Genomic DNA, 19,269 nt, shown 5'->3' on the forward strand with positions numbered 1-19,269 from the left:
GCGTTACTCGGCCGCTTCGCGAATGCCGCCCGAGGGCGTGTCGGGGAAGGTGCAGACGACCGTCGTGCCCTTGTCCGTGCCGGTGTCGATACGCACCGTTCCACCGTGCAATTCCACGAAGCTCTTGACGATCGACAGCCCGAGCCCGGCACCGCGCCGGCGGCCGCCATTGGTGCGCGGCTCGAAGCGGCGGAAGACCGATTCCAGCACATCCGGCGGCATGCCGGGCCCATCGTCATGGACGGAGAATTCAACCCCTTGCGCGAGCTGACGGCAAGCCAGCGTGATCGTGCTTGCCTCCGGCGCGTAGTTGGCGGCGTTGCTCAGCAGATTATAGAGGATCTGGCGCACACGAACTTCGTCGCCGTGGAAGCTCTTCGGCGCCGCGGCCGCGTCTATCCTGAGCTTGATCCGATGTTCTTGCAGTCGGTCGGCGACCAATTCGGCGGCCGCCGCGATGGTCCGATCTACGCTCATCTCGGAAATGTCGAGCTGCATGATGCCGGCGTCGACCGTGGCTAGGTCGAGAATGTCGTTGACGATGGTGAGCAGCACCGAGGACGACGAGCTGACATGCTCCACATATTCGCGCTGCTTGGGCGTCAGCGGGCCGGTCGCGGGCAGCGACAGAAGCTCGGTGAAGCCGATGATGTTGGTCAGCGGCGAGCGCAGCTCGTAGGACACGTGCTGCACGAATTCGTTCTTGAGCTGATCCGATTTCTCCAGCGCCTCATTCCGGTCCTTCAGTGCCCGCTCGACATTGACGGTGTCGGTGACGTCGACAAAGGTTATCATCACCTGGCCGTTGGGCAGGTGGATCACCGCATAGCTCAGCACGTTGCCGTTCATCAGCTCGATCTGGCCGCGGCGGTCGCGACGCTCGTCGTCGAAGCCGGTGACCGCGGCGACGAAGCCGCCCCACGGGCTGTTCGCGGCGCGCTGGTCGCACAGGTCACGGATCGCCGAGACATGGACATTGGGCTTGACCATTTCCACCGTCAGCCCCCACAGCGCGACGAAGGCGGGATTGGACAGGCGCAGCCGCCCATCCGGGCCGAACACGACCACGCCCTCGGCGAGATTGTCCAAGGTCTCGCCCTGCACGCGCACGGCGGTCTGGTAGCGGCTTTCGAGATCCATCTTCTCGGTCAGGTTCTCGAACACCCAGGTGACGCCGCCCTTCGGCTGCGGGTTCGCCACCACGCGGATCGTCTTGCCGTCCGGCAGGTGCCACCAGTGTTCCTGCGATTCGACGGCGCGATAGGCGCTGAGCAGGTTCTCCTTCCAGCGCCGCCATTCCGGTTGCTCGGCGATTTTGCCTTCCGAGCGCAGCCGGTCGAGCAGCAGTGTGTTGGATGGAGCGCTGAGCAGGAAGCCGCTGTCGAGCCCCCAGAGCTTCTGGAAAGCCTGGTTGAAGAAGCGCAGCTTTTCGTCGGTGTCGAAGATCGCCACCGCGGTGTTCAACTGGTCGAGCGTGTCGGCATGGCTGCGCACGGTCCGCTCATATTCGGCGCGGATCGTCTCCGCCGCGCTCGTGTCGCAGGCAAGCCCCGCCGAGCCGTCCGCGCCGGCGAAGTCCGTGACCGCGAACATGCGGCGGTCGCCTTCGATGACGGTGGAAAGCGTCTGTTCGAAAACCGGACGCGATTTATGCTGCTCGGCGATCTGCTCGCGCGCCTGGCCGCCGAGGAACTCCTTCGCGTCGCGCACGGCCGCGGCCGCGCTTTCCGCCTCCACCGCCTCGGCATAGGCGCGGTTGACCCATTGCAATCGCCCGTCCGCCCCGCGCAGCCACGCCGGCATCTTCAAAGCGTCGAGCAGGCCGACCATGGTATCGTAGTCGGCACTGAGCCGCTGGTTCTCGATCTTCAGCCTGGCCTGGTTGCGCAGCGTCTCCGACAGCGAGACGAAGCGCACCAGGACATGGGCCGCGCTCTTGCGGCCATGCACCTCGAGCGGCACGCCGGCCTGCGTTTCGATGACGAGATCGAAGGTCTTCGCCTGTTCGCGCAGCGCCGCGACCGCGTGTTCCAGCGCCGCGGCCGAGCGCGGCATCAGCCAGCGGCCGAAGGCGAGGAAAGCCGACCTGTCCTCGGGGGCGCCGCTTTCCAGCGGCAGGCTGCCGATGAGTTCGGGTTTCTTGTTCTCCGCGGTCCAGACGATCAGGCGCTGGTCGCGCAGGTTGAGCAGCGCTTCGGAACGCTGCAGCGCCGCGTTGACATCGGCGATGCGGGCCCTCAGCTGGACATTCTGCGAGGCGGTGCGCGCGCGCTCGCGGATCAGGAAGATGGCCGAGACCAGCGCCGCGCCCATGACGCCGACGAACATGGCGAGCTGCATGACCTCGACGGTGCTGACGGGCGCGGCGACCTTTGCCGGGGAGCTTGTCTGCGCGCGCGCGGCAAAGGCGAGCAGCGGGCCGGCAAGCGCCGAGGTGGCAAGCAGCGAGGCCAGCCGCAAGCCGGTACGAAAACCGGCGCCGCGCACGGCGTGGCCGGCTTCGTTCGAATCCTCATGGCCGCCGGAAACGGCCTTTCCCGCGCGTGGCGGGTAATCCCCCGGCATGTCTTGGTCCTCTTCGCCGCTTGAATGCAAGACCGCCCTGAATGCGTCCCCGGCCCAACATGTCCCCGGACCGCGAATCACAACAATAACGCTTGCCGGAATCGGCGTGAAGAATCATTGCCGCAAAAAATAAAACCGGGCGGAAAGTCAACCGCCCGGCTTCAATATCTGGTAGATAATTTCGTTTTGGTTAATAGCGGTAGTGTTCGGGCTTGTAGGGCCCCTGCGGCGTCACGCCGATATAAGCGGCCTGTTCCCCAGACAACTCCGTGAGCTTGGCGCCGAGCTTGTCCAGATGCAGCCGCGCAACCTTCTCGTCGAGATGCTTGGGCAGCACATAGACCTGGTTCTGGTACTGGCCATGCTTGGTGAAAAGCTCGATCTGCGCCAGCACCTGATTGGTGAACGAGGCCGACATGACGAAGCTTGGATGCCCGGTGGCGTTGCCGAGGTTGAGCAGGCGTCCCTCCGAGAGGAGGATCATGCGCTTGCCGTCCGGGAAGGTGATCAGGTCGACCTGCGGCTTGACGTTGGTCCATTTCAGGTTGCGCAGCGACGCCACCTGGATCTCGTTGTCGAAGTGGCCGATATTGCCGACGATCACCATGTCCTTCATCGCCCGCATATGGTCGAGCGTGACGACGTCCTTGTTGCCGGTGGTGGTGATGACGATGTCGGCGGTCGGGGCGGCGTCTTCCAGCGTGACGACCTCGAAGCCGTCCATCGCCGCCTGCAGCGCGCAGATCGGGTCGACCTCGGTGACCTTGACGCGGGCGCCGGCGCCGCGCAGCGAGGCCGAAGAGCCCTTGCCGACGTCGCCATAGCCGCAGACCACCGCAACCTTGCCGGCCATCATCGTGTCGGTGCCGCGGCGGATGCCGTCGACCAGCGATTCCTTGCAGCCGTACTTGTTGTCGAATTTCGACTTGGTGACGGAATCGTTGACGTTGATCGCCGGGAAGGGCAGCAGGCCCTTCTTCTGCAGCTGGTAGAGGCGGTTGACGCCGGTGGTGGTCTCCTCGGTGACGCCGCGGATCGCTTCCCGCTGCTTGGTGAAGAAGCCGGGCGAGGCCTTCAGGCGCTTCTTGATCTGGGCGAACAGGATCTCTTCCTCCTCGCTGCCGGGATTGGACAGCACGTCCTCGCCGGCCTCGGCGCGTGCGCCGAGCAGGATGTACATGGTGGCGTCGCCGCCATCGTCGAGGATCATGTTGGAGGTGCCGCCATCGGTCCACTGGAAGATGCGGTCGGTGTAGTTCCAGTAATCCTCGAGCGACTCGCCCTTGATGGCGAAGACCGGGATGCCCGCCTCGGCGATCGCCGCCGCTGCGTGATCCTGCGTCGAGAAGATGTTGCAGGACGCCCAGCGGATGTCGGCGCCCAGGGCCTTCAGCGTCTCGATCAGCACCGCCGTCTGGATGGTCATGTGCAGCGATCCGGTGATGCGCGCGCCCTTCAGCGGCTTCTTGGCGCCGAATTCCTCACGGCAGGCCATCAGGCCCGGCATTTCGGTTTCGGCGATCTCGATCTCCTTGCGGCCCCAGCCGGCAAGCGAGATGTCGGCGACCATATAGTCCTTGCTACCCGTCATGGCAGTGCTCCGGTGTGATTTTTTCTCAAAGGCGCGCCGGCGCCGGGAGGCGCATGGAAGGGCACGATTACCGGCCTGACTAGCAGATCGGCCGTCACACGACAATGGGATATAAAGAAATCTTTATGCGCGCATGTCTTGAGAGCGGGACATGCCAGCGCTGGTCGATCAGATTTCCTCGCCGAAACGCGAGGCGACCAACTGTTCCAGCGCATCCATGGCCGGCACGGCTTCCGGGCCACTGGCGATCACGCGGATCGAATAGCCGGGGCTCGCCGCCAGCATCATCAGCCCCATGATCGAGGTGCCGCCCACCTTCACCCCGTCCTTCTCGACATGGATGGTGGCGTCGAAACCGCTGGCGACCTGGACGAATTTGGCCGAGGCGCGCGCGTGCAGCCCGCGCTGATTGATGATCGGGAACTCCCGCACAACCTCATCCGTCTGCGGCGCCGGTGCGTTCATTTGCTGCTCAGGAGCTGGCTGGCGACGTTGATGTATTTGCGGCCCGCGGCCTGCGCCTCGTCCAGCGCGGCGGCCATGTTGTCGCCCTTGCGGATCGAGGAGAGCTTGATCAGCATCGGCAGGTTCATGCCGGCGATCACTTCGGTGCGGCCGGATTCCATCACCGAGATGGCGAGGTTGGAGGGCGTGCCGCCGAACATGTCGGTGAGCACGATGACGCCGGCGCCCGTATCGACGCGCGCCACGGCGTCGACGATGTCGGCCCGGCGCTGCTCCATGTCGTCGTCGGCGCCGATCGCCACGGTTTCGAAATTGTCCTGCGGCCCGACGACATGCTCTACGGCATGCCGGAACTCGGTGGCGAGTTGACCGTGCGTCACGAGCACGAGTCCGATCATTCTATGGTGGCTCCCGTCATCGCCGCTTCACAGGCTTATCTTATGTTCGCCAGCCATTCCAGGCGGCGGGAGCGCTATCTTGTCGACGCGCGCCCGGTTGACAAGCCTAAAATTGCGGCAGCTCGGGCCATTTTGACGCATCGCAGCAAAAAACCTTGGCCGGATCATGAAAAAGGCTGGATCGACAGCTGCGCCGTCAGCACCGGCAGCGCGGCCGCTACGCTCTGCCGGGCGACGTCGATGCGGGCCAGCCGGCACCCTTGGATCGTCTCCGCGCTTTCGTCCTGCAGACGCCCCAAGTCGGCCGGCTCGACCAGCCGGACCACCAGGTCGATCACGGCGGCAGGCTCAAAAGCAAGCGGCCGTGGCCCGATGCCATGCACCTCTGCGAGGCCGGCGATGCTTGCCGGCGCATGGCACACCAGGCGGCCGTCATGCGCGGCGGCGAACAGCTGGTCGTCGCCGACCAGCCGTGAAAACAGCCCGCGGATCCGGTAATGATCGAGGAGTGCAAGTGCCAGCGTCGTCTTGCCGGCGCCCGACGGCCCGGTGATCAGCACGCCGCGATCGCCGATCAGTATGGCCGTCCCATGGATGTTCCGGGGCTTCGTGGCGTCTGGCATGTTCGGTTCGGGGGTCAGCCTTCGGCCGGCAGCGTCACAACGAAGCGCGCGCCCTTGATCTCGCCGGGCTTGGTGCCGGGGATGTTCTCGGCCGTCAGCGTGCCGCCATGCGCCTCGACGATCTGGCGGCTGATCGACAGTCCGAGGCCGGAGTTCTGTCCGAACGCCTCGCCGGCGGGCCGGTCGGTGTAGAAGCGCTCGAAGATGCGGTCGATATTCTCGGCCCGAATACCCGGGCCGTTGTCGTCGACGGTGATGATGTTGAACTTGCCCGCGCGGGCCAGCGAAATGGTGATGTGGCCATGCTCGTCGGGCACGAAGGAGCGCGCGTTCTCGATCAGGTTGGTGATGACCTGGCCAATCCTCAGGTCATGGCCGGCGACGAAATAGCCCTTGGCGCCGGCAGGCAGCTTGGCGACCTTGAGCTCGATCTCGACGGCTTTCTTGTTGCGCGTGGTCTCGCGCGAGACGGCGATGAGATCGGTCGTGAACTTCTTCAGATCGACGATTGCCGCGTCCTCGCGCGCGAGCTCGGCATCGAGCCGCGAGGCGTCCGAGATGTCGGTGATCAGCCGGTCGAGCCGCCTCACATCGTGCTGGATGATTTCCATCAGTCGCGCGCGAGAAGTATCGTTTTTCGCCAAAGGTAATGTCTCGACCGCGCTGCGCAGGGAAGTCAGCGGGTTCTTCAATTCGTGCGAGACGTCGGCGGCGAAGCTTTCGATCGCCTCGATGCGCGCATAGAGCGCATTCGTCATGTCGCGCACGGCAATGGACAGATTGCCGATCTCGTCCTGACGGTCGGAGAAATCCGGGATCTCCTCGCGGCTCTTGACGCCGCGCCGCACCCTGACGGCGGCGGCGGACAGCCGCCTGAGCGGATTGGCGATGGTGGACGCCAGAAGCATCGACAGGATCGCGGTGACCAGCGCCGCGACGCCGAACACGCGCAGGATCGCCTTGCGCTCGGCCGCGACGATCTTGTCGATGTCGCCGCCTTCGGTGGACAGCATCAGCACGCCGAGCACGGCGCGGAAACGCTGGATCGGCACCGCGACGGAGACGATCTGCTCGCCCTGCTCGCTTACACGCACGATGGTCGACGGGCTGCCGGTCAGCGCCTTGACCACCTCGGGGAAGGCAGCGCCGTTGCCGCCGGGCTGCTCGTGATAGACCGGCAGATCCTTGTTGCGGAAGAAGTCGAAGATGAACTTCTCAACCCGCTCGACGATGCCGGGCTGTTCGTCATCGACGGGCGGAAGGTCGTAGCGCAGGATCTGGCCGCGCGAATAGAGATGCCGGGAATCGAGCAGGAGGTTCGCGTCGCGGTCATAGATGCGCGCGCGGGTGCGCGTCGGCGAGATCAGTCGTCTGAGCACCGGCGCCACGCGCTCGGGGTTGATGGGGAAGTCGAGATTGTCGAGCTGGTCCGACCCCGGCCCCAGGCTTTCGCCGGCCTGCAGCTCGAGCAGCTTTTCCGGGTCGATGCTGATCGAATCGGTTTCCACCGTCGCCGAGGCCGCGATTGCGCCGGCGATGATCTCGCCCTGCGTCATCAGGCTCTCCACACGAGCGTCGATCAGCCCGTCGCGGAAGGTGTTGAGATAGAGGATGCCGGTGACCAGCACGGCGAGGCCGGCCAGGTTGAGGAACAGGATGCGCCGCGTCAGGCTGGAGAAGATGTGATGGCCGAGAAACCGGCGCATCGGCACCGTGAATTTCGACACGAAGGCTGGCACGAGCCGCGGCTGGCGCCTTGCCGCGCCCGCTCGTCTGCCTCGCTCCACTTCCACTGCCATCGAATAGCAGCTCCCGGTCCATTCCTGTGCATGTCGTCGCTCCCTATCCAATTTCGGGGGCGACCTGCATCAACTCATGCTTCGCGGAACCGGTACCCGACTCCGTAGAGGGTTTCGATCATCTCGAAGTCGTCGTCGACGGCTTTGAACTTCTTGCGCAGCCGCTTGATGTGGCTATCGATGGTGCGGTCGTCAACATAGACCTGCTCATCATAGGCCGAATCCATCAGCGCATCGCGGCTTTTCACCACGCCCGGGCGCTGCGCCAGCGAATGCAGGATGAGGAACTCGGTCACCGTCAGCGTAACCGGTTCGCCCTTCCAGGTGCAGGTGTGGCGTTCCTGGTCCATCACCAGCTGGCCTCGCTCGAGCGAGCGCGACTGCTGGGTGGGCGCCTTGGCCGCAGCCTCGCGAGCGCTGGTGCGGCGCAGCACGGCGCGCACCCGCTCGACCAGCAGACGCTGCGAAAAAGGTTTGCGGATGAAGTCGTCGGCGCCCATTTTGAGGCCGAACAATTCGTCGATCTCGTCGTCTTTCGACGTCAGGAAAATGACCGGCAGGTCCGATTTCTGGCGCATGCGGCGCAACAGCTCCATGCCGTCCATGCGCGGCATCTTGATGTCGAGGATGGCGAGGTTCGGCGGTCGCGCCGCCAGACCTTCGAGCGCCGACGCGCCGTCGGTGTAGGTTTCGACCCGGTAGCCTTCGGATTCGAGCGCGATCGACACCGAGGTCAGGATGTTGCGGTCGTCGTCGACAAGCGCGATTGTTGCCATTTCAAGCGGCTCCCTCATGAGCTGTCCCTTCTGTCGTCGAGAAGGGGCTTTTGCAGGACAAATTAGGTACAAAATGTGGCACGAGCCCTGTCCGAAGTCACGGGCGGCCTACCGCTACACACCATCGTACCCATAACGGGATTGGACGAAGCAAACCTGCCAATCCTTTGGGCAACCCCAGTGGTTTTTTGCACATATAAACGATTTAAACAACTTTCAAATTTTTTAAATCGATTAATGATTTGATATCATTCGGCTTTTCTGGTTCTGAACCTGGCGGCCCCGGCGCGGGCTGCACGAAACTCCCCGTCACATGCGGCCAAATTCAGAGAGGAAATTTGATGTCGGAAGCCGGCAAACGCAACCCCGACTGCGCCATTGACGCTATCGGCCTGAGGACCACGGGCACGGTGCGCTACAATCTCGGCGCCGCCGAGCTTTACGAGCACGCGATCAGGCGCGGCGAAGCTAGGTTGACCGCCCAGGGCGCGCTGCTCGCCGAGACCGGCCAGCACACCGGGCGTTCGCCGAAGGACAAGTTCGTCGTGCGCGACGAGGCGACGGAGCCGCATGTCTGGTGGGACAACAACAGGGCGATCTCGCCCGCCCAGTTCGAGGCGCTGCTTTCCGACTTCCGCGCCCATGCGGCGGACAAGGATCTCTATGTCCAGGATCTGGTCGGCGGCGCCGACGCCGACCTCAAGCTGCCGACCCGCGTCATCACCGAATTCGCCTGGCATTCGCTTTTCATCCGCAACCTGCTGATCCGTCCGCAAGCCGCCGATCTCGAGCGCTTCGTCCCCGATATGACGATCATCGACCTGCCGTCCTTTCGTGCCGACCCGGCCCGTCACGGCACCCGTACCGAAACGGTCATCGCGGTAGACCTGATCCGCAAGATCGTGCTGATCGGCGGCACCTCCTATGCCGGCGAGATGAAGAAGTCCGTGTTCACCATGCTGAACTACCTGCTGCCGGCCGAGGGGGTGATGCCGATGCATTGCTCGGCCAATGAGGGGCCGGCCGGCGACGCGGCCGTCTTCTTCGGCCTGTCTGGCACCGGCAAGACGACGCTGTCGGCAGACCCTTCGCGCACGCTGATCGGTGACGACGAGCACGGCTGGGGTCCGCACGGCATCTTCAACTTCGAGGGCGGCTGCTACGCCAAGACGATCAGGCTGTCGGCCGAGGCCGAGCCGGAAATCTTCGCAACCACGCAGCGCTTCGGCACGGTTCTGGAAAACGTCGTGCTCGACGCCGGCCGCGTGCCGGATTTCAACGACGGCAGCCTCACCGAGAACACGCGCTGCGCCTACCCGCTGGACTTCATCCCCAACGCCTCGAAAACCGGCCGCGCCGGCCATCCGAGGAACATCATCATGCTGACCGCCGACGCTTTCGGCGTCATGCCGCCGATCGCCAGGCTGACGCCGGCGCAGGCGATGTACCACTTCCTGTCGGGCTACACCGCCAAGGTCGCGGGGACGGAAAAGGGCGTCACCGAGCCGGAGGCGACGTTCTCGACCTGCTTCGGCGCGCCGTTCATGCCGCGCCATCCGTCCGAATACGGCAATCTGCTGCGCGAGCTCATCGCCAGCCATGGCGTCGACTGCTGGCTGGTCAACACCGGCTGGACCGGCGGCGCCTACGGCACCGGCCGCCGCATGCCGATCAAGGTGACGCGAGCCTTGCTGGGCGCCGCGCTCGACGGTTCGCTGAAATCGGCCGAATTCCGCACCGACGCCAATTTCGGCTTCGAGGTGCCGGTGGCGGTTCCGGGCGTGGACGGCGCCATCCTCGATCCGCGCTCGACCTGGGTGGACAAGCCCGGCTACGACCGCCAGGCCGCGAAGCTGGTCAACATGTTCGCGACCAATTTCGAGAAGTTCGAGGCGCATGTCGACGCCACCGTCATGGGCGCGGCGCCGCGCCTGCAGGAAGCGGCCGAGTAGCCGCCACCTCGAATGTCTTGCCTTCATAGGCCCGGCTCGCTCCGGGCCTTTTCTTTTTGCTCCCGTCGCGTCATGAGTGCATGCATGGCGAGCGACGACGACATCACGATCTCCGGCGAAGCGGTCATCCACCCGGGCGACCTGCACGAGGATTTCATCCGCTCGTCCGGTCCGGGCGGCCAGAACGTCAACAAGGTGGCGACCGCCGTGCAGTTGCGCTTCGATGCGGCGAACGCCTCGGGCTTGTCCGCGCGCGTGCGCGAACGCACCATCAAACTTGCCGGCCAGCGCGCCACCAAGGATGGCGTCATCGTCATCGAGGCCGGCCGGTTCCGCACGCAGGAACAGAACCGCGCCGATGCGCGGGCGCGGCTGACCGCATTGGTCGCCAAGGCCGCCGAGCCGCCACCGCCGCCGCGCAAGAAGACCAGGCCGTCCAAGGGCGCCGTGGAGCGCCGTCTGAAGAGTAAAGCCGGCCGATCGACGGTGAAGAAGCTGCGCGGTCGCGTCGACAACGATTAGAGCAATTCCAGGGGAACGACATCTATCCGGGCCAGGTGCTGCGCATGCCGCATATCAGCCAGGCTTGACGGCCTCTATCGCGGAGATCGGACAAATGGCGGCTTTTGGGTCGCCGTTTGCGTTTGTGGGTGGCATGCTTGTGTAAGTCGACCGGAACAGACCATGCTCGTTCTGCCCAATGGCGTTCGCCACATGCCGGGCTACATCGCCCGCCCCGCCCAGGAAGCGCTGGTCGAGGAGATCCGGCGCGTGGTGCAGGCGGCGCCGCTCTATGTGCCGGCCATGCCGCGCACCGGCAAGCAGATGAGCGTGCGCATGACCAATTGCGGCGCGCTTGGCTGGGTGACCGACAAGGAGCGCGGCTATCGCTACCAGCCGACGCATCCGGTGACGGGGGAGCCCTGGCCGCCGATCCCCGAGGCGCTGCTGAGAGTGTGGCGCGAAGTCTCTGGCTACCCACATCCGCCCGAGGCCTGCCTGGTCAACTTCTACGCGGCGGATGCCAGAATGGGCCTGCACCAGGATCGGGACGAGAAGGATTTAGCGGCACCCGTGGTGTCGGTCTCGCTGGGCGACGACTGCCTGTTCCGGGTCGGCCAGAACATGCGCGAAGGCGGCACCAAATCGTTCAGGCTGAAGAGCGGCGACGTCGTCGTGCTCGGCGGCGAGGGACGCCTCGCCTTCCACGGCGTCGACCGCATCTATCCGGCGACGTCGGCCCTGTTGAAGAATGGCGGCCGCATCAATCTGACGCTGCGGCGGGTGACGGTTCCCGGCTGAGCATCCCCGGGCCCGGGCAACGCGATCTTAAGGACAGCCGGATACAACCTCGATTGCGAAACCGAGGTCGCCATGGAACCGAGCTGGATCAGGACCAGAAGCCTCTTGGACGTGGCTATCGTCACGGTCGTGTCGATCATCGCTCTGTGGATGACCAAATTCTACCTGAGCATGTTGTGGAACCTCGACGACCGAGGATTTTCCGAACTGTCGCACAGGCTGCCCTACTGGGACTTCACCAATCTATGGGCCGGCTCCCGGATGGCGATCGACGGTCATGTTACGACCCTGTTCGACGTGGACGCCTACCGCGCGGCGCTACGCGCCATGTTCTCGCCCGACCTTCCCAACCAGGAATGGAGCTATCCGCCGAACATCCTCCTGCTCGGCGTTCCGCTTGCCACTTTGCCGATCCTGCCTGCCTACCTGGTCTGGACAGTGGGGACCGTTCTTTGCCTATGGCTGGCAATCCGGCCGCTGAAGCTCGGAGCGGCCCTGGAACTCGCGATTGTCTTGAGCCCCGCCGTGGTCTGGAACTCGGTCTTCGGCCAGAACGGCGCGCTGACCACCGCGCTGTTGATCGGCGGCCTCGCCGTGGCGCCCAGGCGTCCGCTGCTGGCCGGGATCCTGTTCGGCATGCTGACGATCAAACCGCATCTCGGCATTCTCGTGCCTTTCTGCCTGCTTGCCAGCGGCAACTGGCGCGCCATTCTGGCGGCTATCGCCACCGGGGTCGTGATTGCCCTCGCCACCGGCCTGTTCTTCGGCTTCGATGTCTGGCGCCTGTTCCTGACCGAAACCCGTCCGTTGATGACGGCGATCATGGAGGCGCCTTATCCGCAGCCCTATCAGTACAACGCGATAACCGTGTTCTTCACAGCAAGGGCTGTCGGCCTCGGGCTCGGCCCCGCCTATGGCGTGCAGGCTGTCGCGACCATCGCTGCCATCGCCGCGGCGATCTGGCTCTGGTGGCCGGGCCGCGCGGTTTCGCACCAGGAACGCGTGGTGCTCACCGCGGTCCTTGCGATCCTGGCCACGCCCTACGGCTACACCTATGACGCAATCGGGGCGGCCGTAGCGGTCGCTATGCTCGCCGCGATGGTTTCGAGGCCGCCTCGGCTGATACTGGCGATTTGCTGGCTCGGCCCTTTCGTCGTGCATTTTCTCACCTGGGGCGGATATTGCGTCGCTGTCCTGATCCCGCTGTTTGTCGCCGCGTGGATGTTGCTTTCGATATGGGCGAGAGGCCGGAAGGCGGAATTCTCCGGAGAGCCGTCCCCGGCGTGAGCGTTCGTGCCGGTTGTCCCTGCGGAATTGAGCAACGGCAAAAAACCTACGGCGTAGCGTCCATCTTGGCGTCCGGACGCCGCAGCGGGAAGTAGGGCGTAAAACCGGTGTCGCGCAAGGCCACGAGAAAGAGCGCGAACAGAACGATCGTGGCGAGCGGAATCTTCAGCAACCCAAACTGTATCATGGCGAGGGGAAGCAGCATCGCCAAGGCCAACATGAGGATCCGGGCCTTACCCTCGGGCCACGGCGGATATTTCAACGCCATTAGGCCGAGCGCACCGGCGAGCAGACCGAGATCGTAGGTCAGGGCATAAGGGGTGATGATGAATGTGGCGATCAGCAGAAGAATGTCACGGTCGCGCGTTTCTCTGATTCGGAAGAAGGCCGCGATAACGACCAGCGCGACGGGTGCGGCCACCGCCAGATGCAGCATCAGCGCGAGATCCGGGCCGAAATTCCAGTTGCGAAACGCGCCATAGGCGGACGGCATCATCGCCGGGAACAGACCCTTGAGCATTTGCATGACCGCGTTCTGGTACGGCACGACATTCTGGAAGTAGCCGCGCCACGTGTCGATCCCGAAGACCGCGGCCGAGGCTGTCGCCAAAACCAGCGTGGAGATAGTGGCGCTTGCGATCACGGTCCAACGCCGCTCGGCCATCAGGAGGAAGGGAAACAGCAGGCCGAGCTGCGGCTTGATCGTCAGCAGGCCAAGCAGCATGCCGGCAATGATGGGCCGTTTCTCGCGCAGTGCCAGCGCGCCGAGCGCCAGCGCCGCGCAGAGATAGCCGTTCTGCACGGCCCAGAAATTGAGAACCATGAAGGGCATCGCGGCGACCCACGCCACGAGGCTCCGTTCGCCGATGAACGCGCGATAGGCGAAAAGGAAGGCGACGCCCGTCGTCGTCAGAAAGAGCAGCAGCGCGCTTTTGTAGCCAAACAATCCTAATGGCCAGACCAGGAAGAGGAAATGCGGCGGGTAGCTCCAATTGTGCCATGGATAGTCGCCGCCGAAAGCCTCCCGCAGGTGGCGGAAATACATATCCCAGGGGCCAAACAGATCCTGCACCCTGCCCGAGAGCAGCAGTCTGGACGCCATCCAGTAGTTGGCGAAATCCTTGTCGGCGAGGTTCGGATCGAGGCCCGGCGCCAGGAGCGCGACAAGGGTCGAGCAAGCCAGGACCGCCGCAGCCATGGATGCGGCCGCGAACACGAACAGATATGGCTTCGGCAGTGCCGGTAGCCCTTGCATGAAACCTTGGCCCGTTGCTGGTCGGTTTCTTGCAGGAATCTCTTAAGAAAGCTGAAAACCGGCTGCTGCCGGGGGGGCCGCTCTGTGCCTCAAAGCTTCCTCAGCGCCACTTCCTCGATCAGGTGGTTGGCGCCCTTGCGCAGGATGAGATCGGCCCGCGCCCTGGTCGGCAATATGTTCTCGCGCAGATTCTTCAGGTTGATGTTGGCCCACAGTCCCTCGGCAATGGCGCGCGCGGCGTCCTCGGAGAGTTGCGAATAGCGGTGGAAGAAGGAGTCCGGATTGCGGAAGGCGGTCTCGCGCAGCCGCATGAATCGCTGGATATACCATTGATGGATCAGCTTCTCGTCGGCATCGATATAGATGGCGAAATCGAAGAAATCGGACAGGAATGGCACGATCTTGCCGTCCTTCGGCAGCTTGCCCGGCTGCAGAACGTTGATGCCCTCGAAGATCAGTATGTCGGGACGGTCGATCGTGACGAACTCGCCAGGGATCACGTCGTAGGTCAGGTGCGAATAGACCGGCGCGCGGATATTGGGCTGGCCCGACTTGATGCCGGACAGGAAGCGCAGCAGCGCGCCGACATCGTAGCTTTCGGGAAAGCCCTTGCGCTCCATCAGGTTGTCGCGGCGCAGGATCTCGTTGGGCAGGAGGAAACCGTCGGTGGTGATGAGGTCGACCTTGGGGCTCGACGGCCAGCGCGCCAGCAATTCCTTCAGCACGCGCGCCGTGGTGGACTTGCCGACCGCGACCGAGCCGGCGATGCCGATGATAAATGGCGTCTTGACGATATCCTGCGCGTTGAAGAAGGCCTGGCGCTGCCGGTACAGGAGCTGGCTCGCCTCGACATGCGCCGACAAAAGGCGCGAAAGCGACAGGTAGATGCGCTTGACCTCTTCGAGGTCGACCGGGTCGTTGAGCGAGCGCAGCCGGGCGATCTCATCCCCGGTCAGCGTCAGCGGCGTGTCGGCGCGGAACTGCGACCATTGCTCGGCGGAGAAGAAACGATAGGGGGAATACTTCTCGGTCGGAGCCAGCTGGTCCATCGGGTTTCCTGCCCTCCTAGAGCACGATGCCGAAAAGTGCGAAGCGGTCTTCGGGCGACATGCTCGATCCTCTTGCGGTCATCCGCGTGGCCGGGACGCCTTTTCGGTGATGCCCGAGCGGCCGGTGCGCCCCTCAAGCTCCTTCAGCACGTCATCCAGCGGAATGCCCGCTATGCCAAGGACGACCAGCCAATGATATAGAAGATCCGCACTCTCCGAAACGAGCGCCTGCTTGTCGCCGCGAATGGCGGCGATCACGGCTTCCACGGCCTCTTCGCCAAGCTTCTGCGCCGCCTTGTCCATACCCTTGGCGAACAGCTTCGCCGTCCACGATTCCGGGTCGCCGGAATGGGCGCGTTGATGGATGATCGTTTCCAGCTCGGCGAGCGAAAATTGAGCCATGGCAGCGATTTAAGTCCGATGGACGGCCGAGTCCAGCCGCATCGGCAGGCCGGCCTTGGCCATGTATGCCTTGGCCTCGGCGATCGTGTAGGTGCCGAAATGGAAGATCGAGGCGGCAAGCACAGCACCCGCATGGCCTTCGCGGATGCCTTCGACCAGGTGATCGAGCGTTCCGACGCCGCCGGAAGCGATCACCGGCGCGCGCACCGCGTCGGCGATGGCGCGCGTGAGCGCGATGTCGTAGCCGGCCTTGGTGCCGTCGCGGTCCATCGAGGTGAGCAGGATCTCACCGGCGCCGCGATCGACCATCCGGCTGGCGAACTCGACCGCGTCGATGCCTGTCCTCTCGCGTCCGCCATGGGTGAATATCTCCCAGCGATCGGCCTCGCCTTTCGCCGACACCTTCTTGGCGTCGATCGCGACGACGATGCACTGGTTGCCGAACTTGTCGGCGGCTTCCGTGACGAAATCAGGATCCTTCACCGCCGCCGTGTTGATCGACACCTTGTCGGCGCCGGCCAGAAGCAGCTTGCGGATGTCGGCCACCTGGCGCACGCCGCCGCCGACGGTCAGCGGCATGAAGCATTGCTCGGCCGTCCTGGCGACCACGTCGAAAATGGTCTCACGGTTGTCGGACGAGGCGGTTATGTCGAGGAAGCAGAGCTCGTCGGCGCCCGCGGCGTCATAGGCCTTGGCGGCTTCGACCGGATCGCCGGCATCGATGAGGTCGACGAAATTGACGCCCTTGACCACGCGGCCGTTCTTGACGTCGAGGCAAGGGATGACACGGGCCTTCAGCATCATTTGCCTTCCAGGGTCGCCAGCAGGTCGACCACCAGCTCGCCGACCAGCGGCGGCACGTCACCCCTGGGGTCGAAGGCCGGATCGTAGGCTGAAATGGTCAGTCCGGCCATGCTGAGCGGGCCGGCCAGGCCGCACATCGCGGTACGCACCTGCTCGGGCGCCGGGCCGCCCGGGGTTGTGTAGCGGTTGGCCTGCAGCTTCTCGGGGTCGTGCACGTCGAGGTCGACATGCATGTGTACCCGGCTCGCGCCGTCGGACTTCAGTCTCTGCGCCGCGCTCTTCCAGTCCGGGCATTCGGTCCGGATGATCGGCAGTTTTTCCAGCAGCTCCTTTTCGGCGCTGTCGAGGTCGCGCGCGTTGACCAGGACGCAGCGCGACGGATCGACCGGCCTGAAGCCGGGGATCTGGCTCGCCATCGGCCGCCAGCAGAGGCCGAGCACGGTGGCCAGCGCCATGCCGTCGAGGAAGCCGGTGGTGGAGGTCTCCGGCGTGTTGAGGTCGCCATGCTGGTCGGCCCAGATGATCGCGTCAGCGCCCGAGCCGGCGACGGCGCCGGCGCTGGTCAGGCAGTTTCCGGCCAGCACGATCGGAAACCGCTTCTTGTCCAGCGCGATGCGGACTTCGCCCGACACGGCGTTGCAGACGGCAAAACCGGTACCGATCTCGCGCTCCTGCTCGTCCTCGATCACTTTGCCGATGTCGGACACTTCGACATCGTGGCCGGCGAGCGTCAGCGCGTCGGCCAGTCCGCCGGCAATGAGCGCGTCCGGGCCCTTGCCGCAGCCGCCGTGGAAATGGCCGCTGTCATAGGGGGCCAGGATGATCGAGATGTTCACGGTCTTGCCTCCGCCCTTTCGCCGCGCAGGATCGCCAGCGCCTCGGCCGGGTCGATACGCCCGTCATATAGGGCGCGGCCCGATATCGCGCCTTCGAGTTTTTGTGCGTCGGGCATGGTCATGCGCACGATGTCTGCGATCGAGGCGAGGCCTCCGGACGCGATCACGGGAATGGAAACCGCCTCGGCGAGGTCGATGGTCGAATCCCAGTTGATGCCGGTCAGCACGCCGTCGCGGTCGATGTCGGTATAGATGATGGCGGCCACGCCGGCGCCCTCGAATTTCCTGGCCAGCTCGATGACGCCGAGCTCCGAGGCCTCGGCCCAGCCCTCGACCGCAACCTTGCCGCCCTTGGCGTCGATGCCGACCGCGATCTTTCCCGGAAAAGCCTTGCAGGCTTCCTTGACGAGTTCGGGTTCGCGCACCGCCACGGTGCCGAGGATGACGCGCGTCAGGCCACGGTCCAGCCAGTCCTCGATCTGCGGCAAGGTGCGGATCCCACCGCCGAGCTGCACCGGGTTCTTCGTCGCGGCGAGGATAGCGCCGACCGCGGCGGAATTGACGCTTTGGCCCTTGAAGGCGCCGTTGAGGTCTACGACGTGCAGCCACTCGAAACCCTGCTCCTCGAAGGCCTTGGCCTGCGCGGCTGGGTCATCATTGTAGATGGTGGCCGTGGCCATGTCGCCGTGTTTCAGGCGTACGCATTTGCCGTCCTTGAGGTCGATGGCTGGAAACAGGATCACGGTCAGGCGCCCTCGACGATGACGAAATGACCGGTCGAAGCGGCGAGCCGGAATTTCGAGGCCTGTTGATACTCAGGCGAATGATAGCACTCGACTGCCTTGTCGTAGGTCTCGAACTCCACCAGCACGTGGCGGTTGCCGGTCGGCCGTTCCGGGCTTTCGTAACGGCCAGCCCGGACCGCGAATTTCGCGCCGTATTTCGCGAAGGCGACGGCGTTCGCTTCGATGTACTGATTGTAGACGTCTGGATCGTGGACGTTGATCATCGCCATCCAATAGCCCTTCCTGCTCATTCAGGGCCTCCATTTCAGGAAATTGGTGATCAGCGCGAGGCCGAGCGCCTGGCTCTTCTCGGGATGGAACTGCGTGCCGGCGAGATTGTCGCGGGCGACCGCGGCCGTCACCGGGCCGCCATAGTCCGTGTCCGCCAGCACCTCGTCCGGGTTACGCGCCTCAAGATGGTAGGAATGGACGAAATAGGCGTGCAATCCGTTGGCGCCGGTCTCGATGCCGGAAAACAGCGGATGCTGCCGCCTCAGCTCGATCGTGTTCCAGCCGATCTGCGGGATCTTCAGCGCCGGATCCTTCGGCGTGATCTCCTTGACGTCGCCGGCGATCCAGCCGAAACCCTTGGTCACGGTCTTCTCGAGACCGCGTTCCGACATAAGCTGCATGCCGACGCAGATGCCGAGGAACGGCCGCGCCTTGGCGATGGCCACTTCTTCCACTGCTTCCCACATGCCGGCCACAGCATGCAGTCCCGCGGCGCAGTCGGCATAGGCGCCGACACCCGGCAGCACGATGCGGTCGGCGGTGCGCACGCGCTCGGCGTCGGCGGTGAGGTCGATGGTTGCCGCGATGCCCGCCTCGCGAGCCGCGCGCTCGAATGCCTTGGTGGCCGAGCGAAGATTGCCCGAGCCGTAGTCGATGATGGCTACCCGCATGTCAGGGCCTTCCAGGCGTATGGGTCAGTCCCAGCGCCATCCCGGTTTGCGGCGCACGTGCCAGCGCGGCGTCCGGCACGATGCGCGGCATCGGCGCGGGCTCCTCGCCGTCTTCGCCGGTTTCCATCGCATGGCGCATTCCGGCATCGTCTGGATTGTCGGCCTCGACCGCACCCCATTCCCGCCAGCCGCGCCGGCGCAACGCGGCGATGCGCAGGGCCTGGCCTTCGAATCCGACATAGAGCGAGACCAGCAAGGAAAGCATCGACGCGGCTGATTCGAACCCGAGCCTCTCGCCGGCCATCGACAGGATCGCCATGACGATGAAGGTCGAGACCGCCTCGATCCACAGCCGGTGCCAGGCGAGCCAGAGCGGCGCGACCAGGAGCCCCAGCCAGGTGAAGCCGTCGCGCACGAAAATTGCGTCCTCGGCTTTACTGCCGGCAGGCGGCGCCATCACGACATAGATCGCCATAGG

20 protein-coding genes are annotated in these 19,269 nt (G+C 64.6%); 4 read left to right on the forward strand and 16 right to left on the reverse strand.

Going from position 1 to position 19,269, the window contains the following annotated elements; genetic code table 11:
• Nucleotides 1–3: 3 nt before the first annotated feature.
• From ACR64R_RS23205 to ACR64R_RS23235, 7 genes are all read right to left on the reverse strand, one after another.
• The gene (locus ACR64R_RS23205) at nucleotides 4–2,565 is read right to left on the reverse strand and encodes a sensor histidine kinase (protein WP_487358588.1); all 2,562 of its coding nucleotides are present in this window, start codon (nucleotides 2,563–2,565) and stop codon (nucleotides 4–6) included.
• Nucleotides 2,566–2,755: 190 nt separating this feature from the next.
• The gene (gene ahcY, locus ACR64R_RS23210; protein WP_487358589.1) at nucleotides 2,756–4,156 is read right to left on the reverse strand and encodes an adenosylhomocysteinase; all 1,401 of its coding nucleotides are present in this window, start codon (nucleotides 4,154–4,156) and stop codon (nucleotides 2,756–2,758) included.
• Between the two features lie 168 nt (nucleotides 4,157–4,324).
• A complete protein-coding gene (locus ACR64R_RS23215; protein WP_278160918.1) occupies nucleotides 4,325–4,621 on the reverse strand; it encodes an HPr family phosphocarrier protein in 297 nt (98 codons plus the stop codon).
• Complete coding sequence (locus ACR64R_RS23220) at nucleotides 4,618–5,019, reverse strand: PTS sugar transporter subunit IIA (protein WP_027166957.1); 402 nt, start codon at nucleotides 5,017–5,019, stop codon at nucleotides 4,618–4,620. Before ACR64R_RS23220 ends, ACR64R_RS23215 begins: the two co-directional genes overlap by 4 nt.
• 164 nt (nucleotides 5,020–5,183) lie before the next feature.
• Entirely contained in the window at nucleotides 5,184–5,642 is a 459-nt protein-coding gene (locus tag ACR64R_RS23225) for an HPr kinase/phosphorylase (protein ID WP_487358590.1), read from the reverse strand.
• A 14-nt stretch (nucleotides 5,643–5,656) separates the two neighbouring features.
• Nucleotides 5,657–7,441, reverse strand: a complete 1,785-nt coding sequence (locus ACR64R_RS23230; protein WP_487358591.1) for a stimulus-sensing domain-containing protein — start codon at nucleotides 7,439–7,441, stop codon at nucleotides 5,657–5,659.
• Between the two features lie 74 nt (nucleotides 7,442–7,515).
• Nucleotides 7,516–8,217 (reverse strand): response regulator transcription factor, encoded by a 702-nt coding sequence (locus ACR64R_RS23235; protein WP_487358592.1) that lies wholly within the window; start codon nucleotides 8,215–8,217, stop codon nucleotides 7,516–7,518.
• 341 nt (nucleotides 8,218–8,558) lie between these two features.
• Between ACR64R_RS23235 and ACR64R_RS23240 the strand changes: the two genes are divergently transcribed.
• From ACR64R_RS23240 to ACR64R_RS23255, 4 genes are all read left to right on the forward strand, one after another.
• Nucleotides 8,559–10,169, forward strand: coding sequence for a phosphoenolpyruvate carboxykinase (locus ACR64R_RS23240; protein ID WP_487358593.1), 1,611 nt, complete (start codon nucleotides 8,559–8,561; stop codon nucleotides 10,167–10,169).
• 84 nt (nucleotides 10,170–10,253) lie between these two features.
• Complete coding sequence (arfB, locus tag ACR64R_RS23245; protein ID WP_487358594.1) at nucleotides 10,254–10,691, forward strand: alternative ribosome rescue aminoacyl-tRNA hydrolase ArfB; 438 nt, start codon at nucleotides 10,254–10,256, stop codon at nucleotides 10,689–10,691.
• A gap of 162 nt (nucleotides 10,692–10,853) precedes the next feature.
• Entirely contained in the window at nucleotides 10,854–11,471 is a 618-nt protein-coding gene (locus ACR64R_RS23250; protein WP_487358595.1) for an alpha-ketoglutarate-dependent dioxygenase AlkB family protein, read from the forward strand.
• Nucleotides 11,472–11,543: 72 nt separating this feature from the next.
• The gene (locus ACR64R_RS23255) at nucleotides 11,544–12,758 is read left to right on the forward strand and encodes a glycosyltransferase family 87 protein (protein WP_487358596.1); all 1,215 of its coding nucleotides are present in this window, start codon (nucleotides 11,544–11,546) and stop codon (nucleotides 12,756–12,758) included.
• Between the two features lie 46 nt (nucleotides 12,759–12,804).
• Here the strand turns inward: ACR64R_RS23255 and ACR64R_RS23260 are convergent, their stop codons facing one another.
• From ACR64R_RS23260 to ACR64R_RS23300, 9 genes are all read right to left on the reverse strand, one after another.
• Nucleotides 12,805–13,956, reverse strand: a complete 1,152-nt coding sequence (locus tag ACR64R_RS23260) for a glycosyltransferase family 87 protein (protein ID WP_487358597.1) — start codon at nucleotides 13,954–13,956, stop codon at nucleotides 12,805–12,807.
• A 146-nt stretch (nucleotides 13,957–14,102) separates the two neighbouring features.
• Nucleotides 14,103–15,062: a type I pantothenate kinase gene (gene coaA, locus ACR64R_RS23265; protein ID WP_487358598.1), complete on the reverse strand. Its 960-nt coding sequence runs from the start codon at nucleotides 15,060–15,062 to the stop codon at nucleotides 14,103–14,105.
• A 78-nt stretch (nucleotides 15,063–15,140) separates the two neighbouring features.
• Complete coding sequence (locus tag ACR64R_RS23270; RefSeq protein ID WP_487358599.1) at nucleotides 15,141–15,464, reverse strand: phosphoribosyl-ATP diphosphatase; 324 nt, start codon at nucleotides 15,462–15,464, stop codon at nucleotides 15,141–15,143.
• Between the two features lie 9 nt (nucleotides 15,465–15,473).
• Nucleotides 15,474–16,265 carry an imidazole glycerol phosphate synthase subunit HisF gene (hisF, locus tag ACR64R_RS23275; protein WP_487362523.1) on the reverse strand — a complete coding sequence of 264 codons (792 nt, stop codon included), beginning with the start codon at nucleotides 16,263–16,265 and terminating at the stop codon, nucleotides 15,474–15,476.
• Entirely contained in the window at nucleotides 16,265–17,104 is an 840-nt protein-coding gene (locus ACR64R_RS23280; RefSeq protein ID WP_487358600.1) for an arginase family protein, read from the reverse strand. The genes hisF and ACR64R_RS23280 overlap by 1 nt, the downstream gene beginning before the upstream one ends.
• Complete coding sequence (gene hisA / locus ACR64R_RS23285; RefSeq protein ID WP_487358601.1) at nucleotides 17,101–17,847, reverse strand: 1-(5-phosphoribosyl)-5-[(5-phosphoribosylamino)methylideneamino]imidazole-4-carboxamide isomerase; 747 nt, start codon at nucleotides 17,845–17,847, stop codon at nucleotides 17,101–17,103. Before hisA ends, ACR64R_RS23280 begins: the two co-directional genes overlap by 4 nt.
• A gap of 2 nt (nucleotides 17,848–17,849) precedes the next feature.
• Nucleotides 17,850–18,140 carry a DUF1330 domain-containing protein gene (locus ACR64R_RS23290; RefSeq protein ID WP_487358602.1) on the reverse strand — a complete coding sequence of 97 codons (291 nt, stop codon included), beginning with the start codon at nucleotides 18,138–18,140 and terminating at the stop codon, nucleotides 17,850–17,852.
• Entirely contained in the window at nucleotides 18,141–18,791 is a 651-nt protein-coding gene (gene hisH / locus ACR64R_RS23295; protein WP_487358603.1) for an imidazole glycerol phosphate synthase subunit HisH, read from the reverse strand.
• Nucleotide 18,792: 1 nt separating this feature from the next.
• Nucleotides 18,793–19,266, reverse strand: a complete 474-nt coding sequence (locus ACR64R_RS23300; protein WP_487358604.1) for a DUF2628 domain-containing protein — start codon at nucleotides 19,264–19,266, stop codon at nucleotides 18,793–18,795.
• Nucleotides 19,267–19,269 lie beyond the last annotated feature (3 nt).

Source organism: Mesorhizobium sp. MC2-1-1, assembly GCF_057597255.1.

What these genes read in the sequence shown, in the direction of transcription:
- ACR64R_RS23205 (WP_487358588.1), bottom strand. Translation starts at nt 2,565, where the DNA reads ATGCCGGGGGATTACCCGCCACGCGCGGGAAAGGCCGTTTCCGGCGGC.
- ahcY (WP_487358589.1), bottom strand. Translation starts at nt 4,156, where the DNA reads ATGACGGGTAGCAAGGACTATATGGTCGCCGACATCTCGCTTGCCGGC.
- ACR64R_RS23215 (WP_278160918.1), bottom strand. Translation starts at nt 4,621, where the DNA reads ATGAACGCACCGGCGCCGCAGACGGATGAGGTTGTGCGGGAGTTCCCG.
- ACR64R_RS23220 (WP_027166957.1), bottom strand. Translation starts at nt 5,019, where the DNA reads ATGATCGGACTCGTGCTCGTGACGCACGGTCAACTCGCCACCGAGTTC.
- ACR64R_RS23225 (WP_487358590.1), bottom strand. Translation starts at nt 5,642, where the DNA reads ATGCCAGACGCCACGAAGCCCCGGAACATCCATGGGACGGCCATACTG.
- ACR64R_RS23230 (WP_487358591.1), bottom strand. Translation starts at nt 7,441, where the DNA reads ATGGCAGTGGAAGTGGAGCGAGGCAGACGAGCGGGCGCGGCAAGGCGC.
- ACR64R_RS23235 (WP_487358592.1), bottom strand. Translation starts at nt 8,217, where the DNA reads ATGGCAACAATCGCGCTTGTCGACGACGACCGCAACATCCTGACCTCG.
- ACR64R_RS23240 (WP_487358593.1), top strand. Translation starts at nt 8,559, where the DNA reads ATGTCGGAAGCCGGCAAACGCAACCCCGACTGCGCCATTGACGCTATC.
- arfB (WP_487358594.1), top strand. Translation starts at nt 10,254, where the DNA reads ATGGCGAGCGACGACGACATCACGATCTCCGGCGAAGCGGTCATCCAC.
- ACR64R_RS23250 (WP_487358595.1), top strand. Translation starts at nt 10,854, where the DNA reads ATGCTCGTTCTGCCCAATGGCGTTCGCCACATGCCGGGCTACATCGCC.
- ACR64R_RS23255 (WP_487358596.1), top strand. Translation starts at nt 11,544, where the DNA reads ATGGAACCGAGCTGGATCAGGACCAGAAGCCTCTTGGACGTGGCTATC.
- ACR64R_RS23260 (WP_487358597.1), bottom strand. Translation starts at nt 13,956, where the DNA reads ATGGCTGCGGCGGTCCTGGCTTGCTCGACCCTTGTCGCGCTCCTGGCG.
- coaA (WP_487358598.1), bottom strand. Translation starts at nt 15,062, where the DNA reads ATGGACCAGCTGGCTCCGACCGAGAAGTATTCCCCCTATCGTTTCTTC.
- ACR64R_RS23270 (WP_487358599.1), bottom strand. Translation starts at nt 15,464, where the DNA reads ATGGCTCAATTTTCGCTCGCCGAGCTGGAAACGATCATCCATCAACGC.
- hisF (WP_487362523.1), bottom strand. Translation starts at nt 16,265, where the DNA reads ATGCTGAAGGCCCGTGTCATCCCTTGCCTCGACGTCAAGAACGGCCGC.
- ACR64R_RS23290 (WP_487358602.1), bottom strand. Translation starts at nt 18,140, where the DNA reads ATGAGCAGGAAGGGCTATTGGATGGCGATGATCAACGTCCACGATCCA.
- hisH (WP_487358603.1), bottom strand. Translation starts at nt 18,791, where the DNA reads ATGCGGGTAGCCATCATCGACTACGGCTCGGGCAATCTTCGCTCGGCC.
- ACR64R_RS23300 (WP_487358604.1), bottom strand. Translation starts at nt 19,266, where the DNA reads ATGGCGATCTATGTCGTGATGGCGCCGCCTGCCGGCAGTAAAGCCGAG.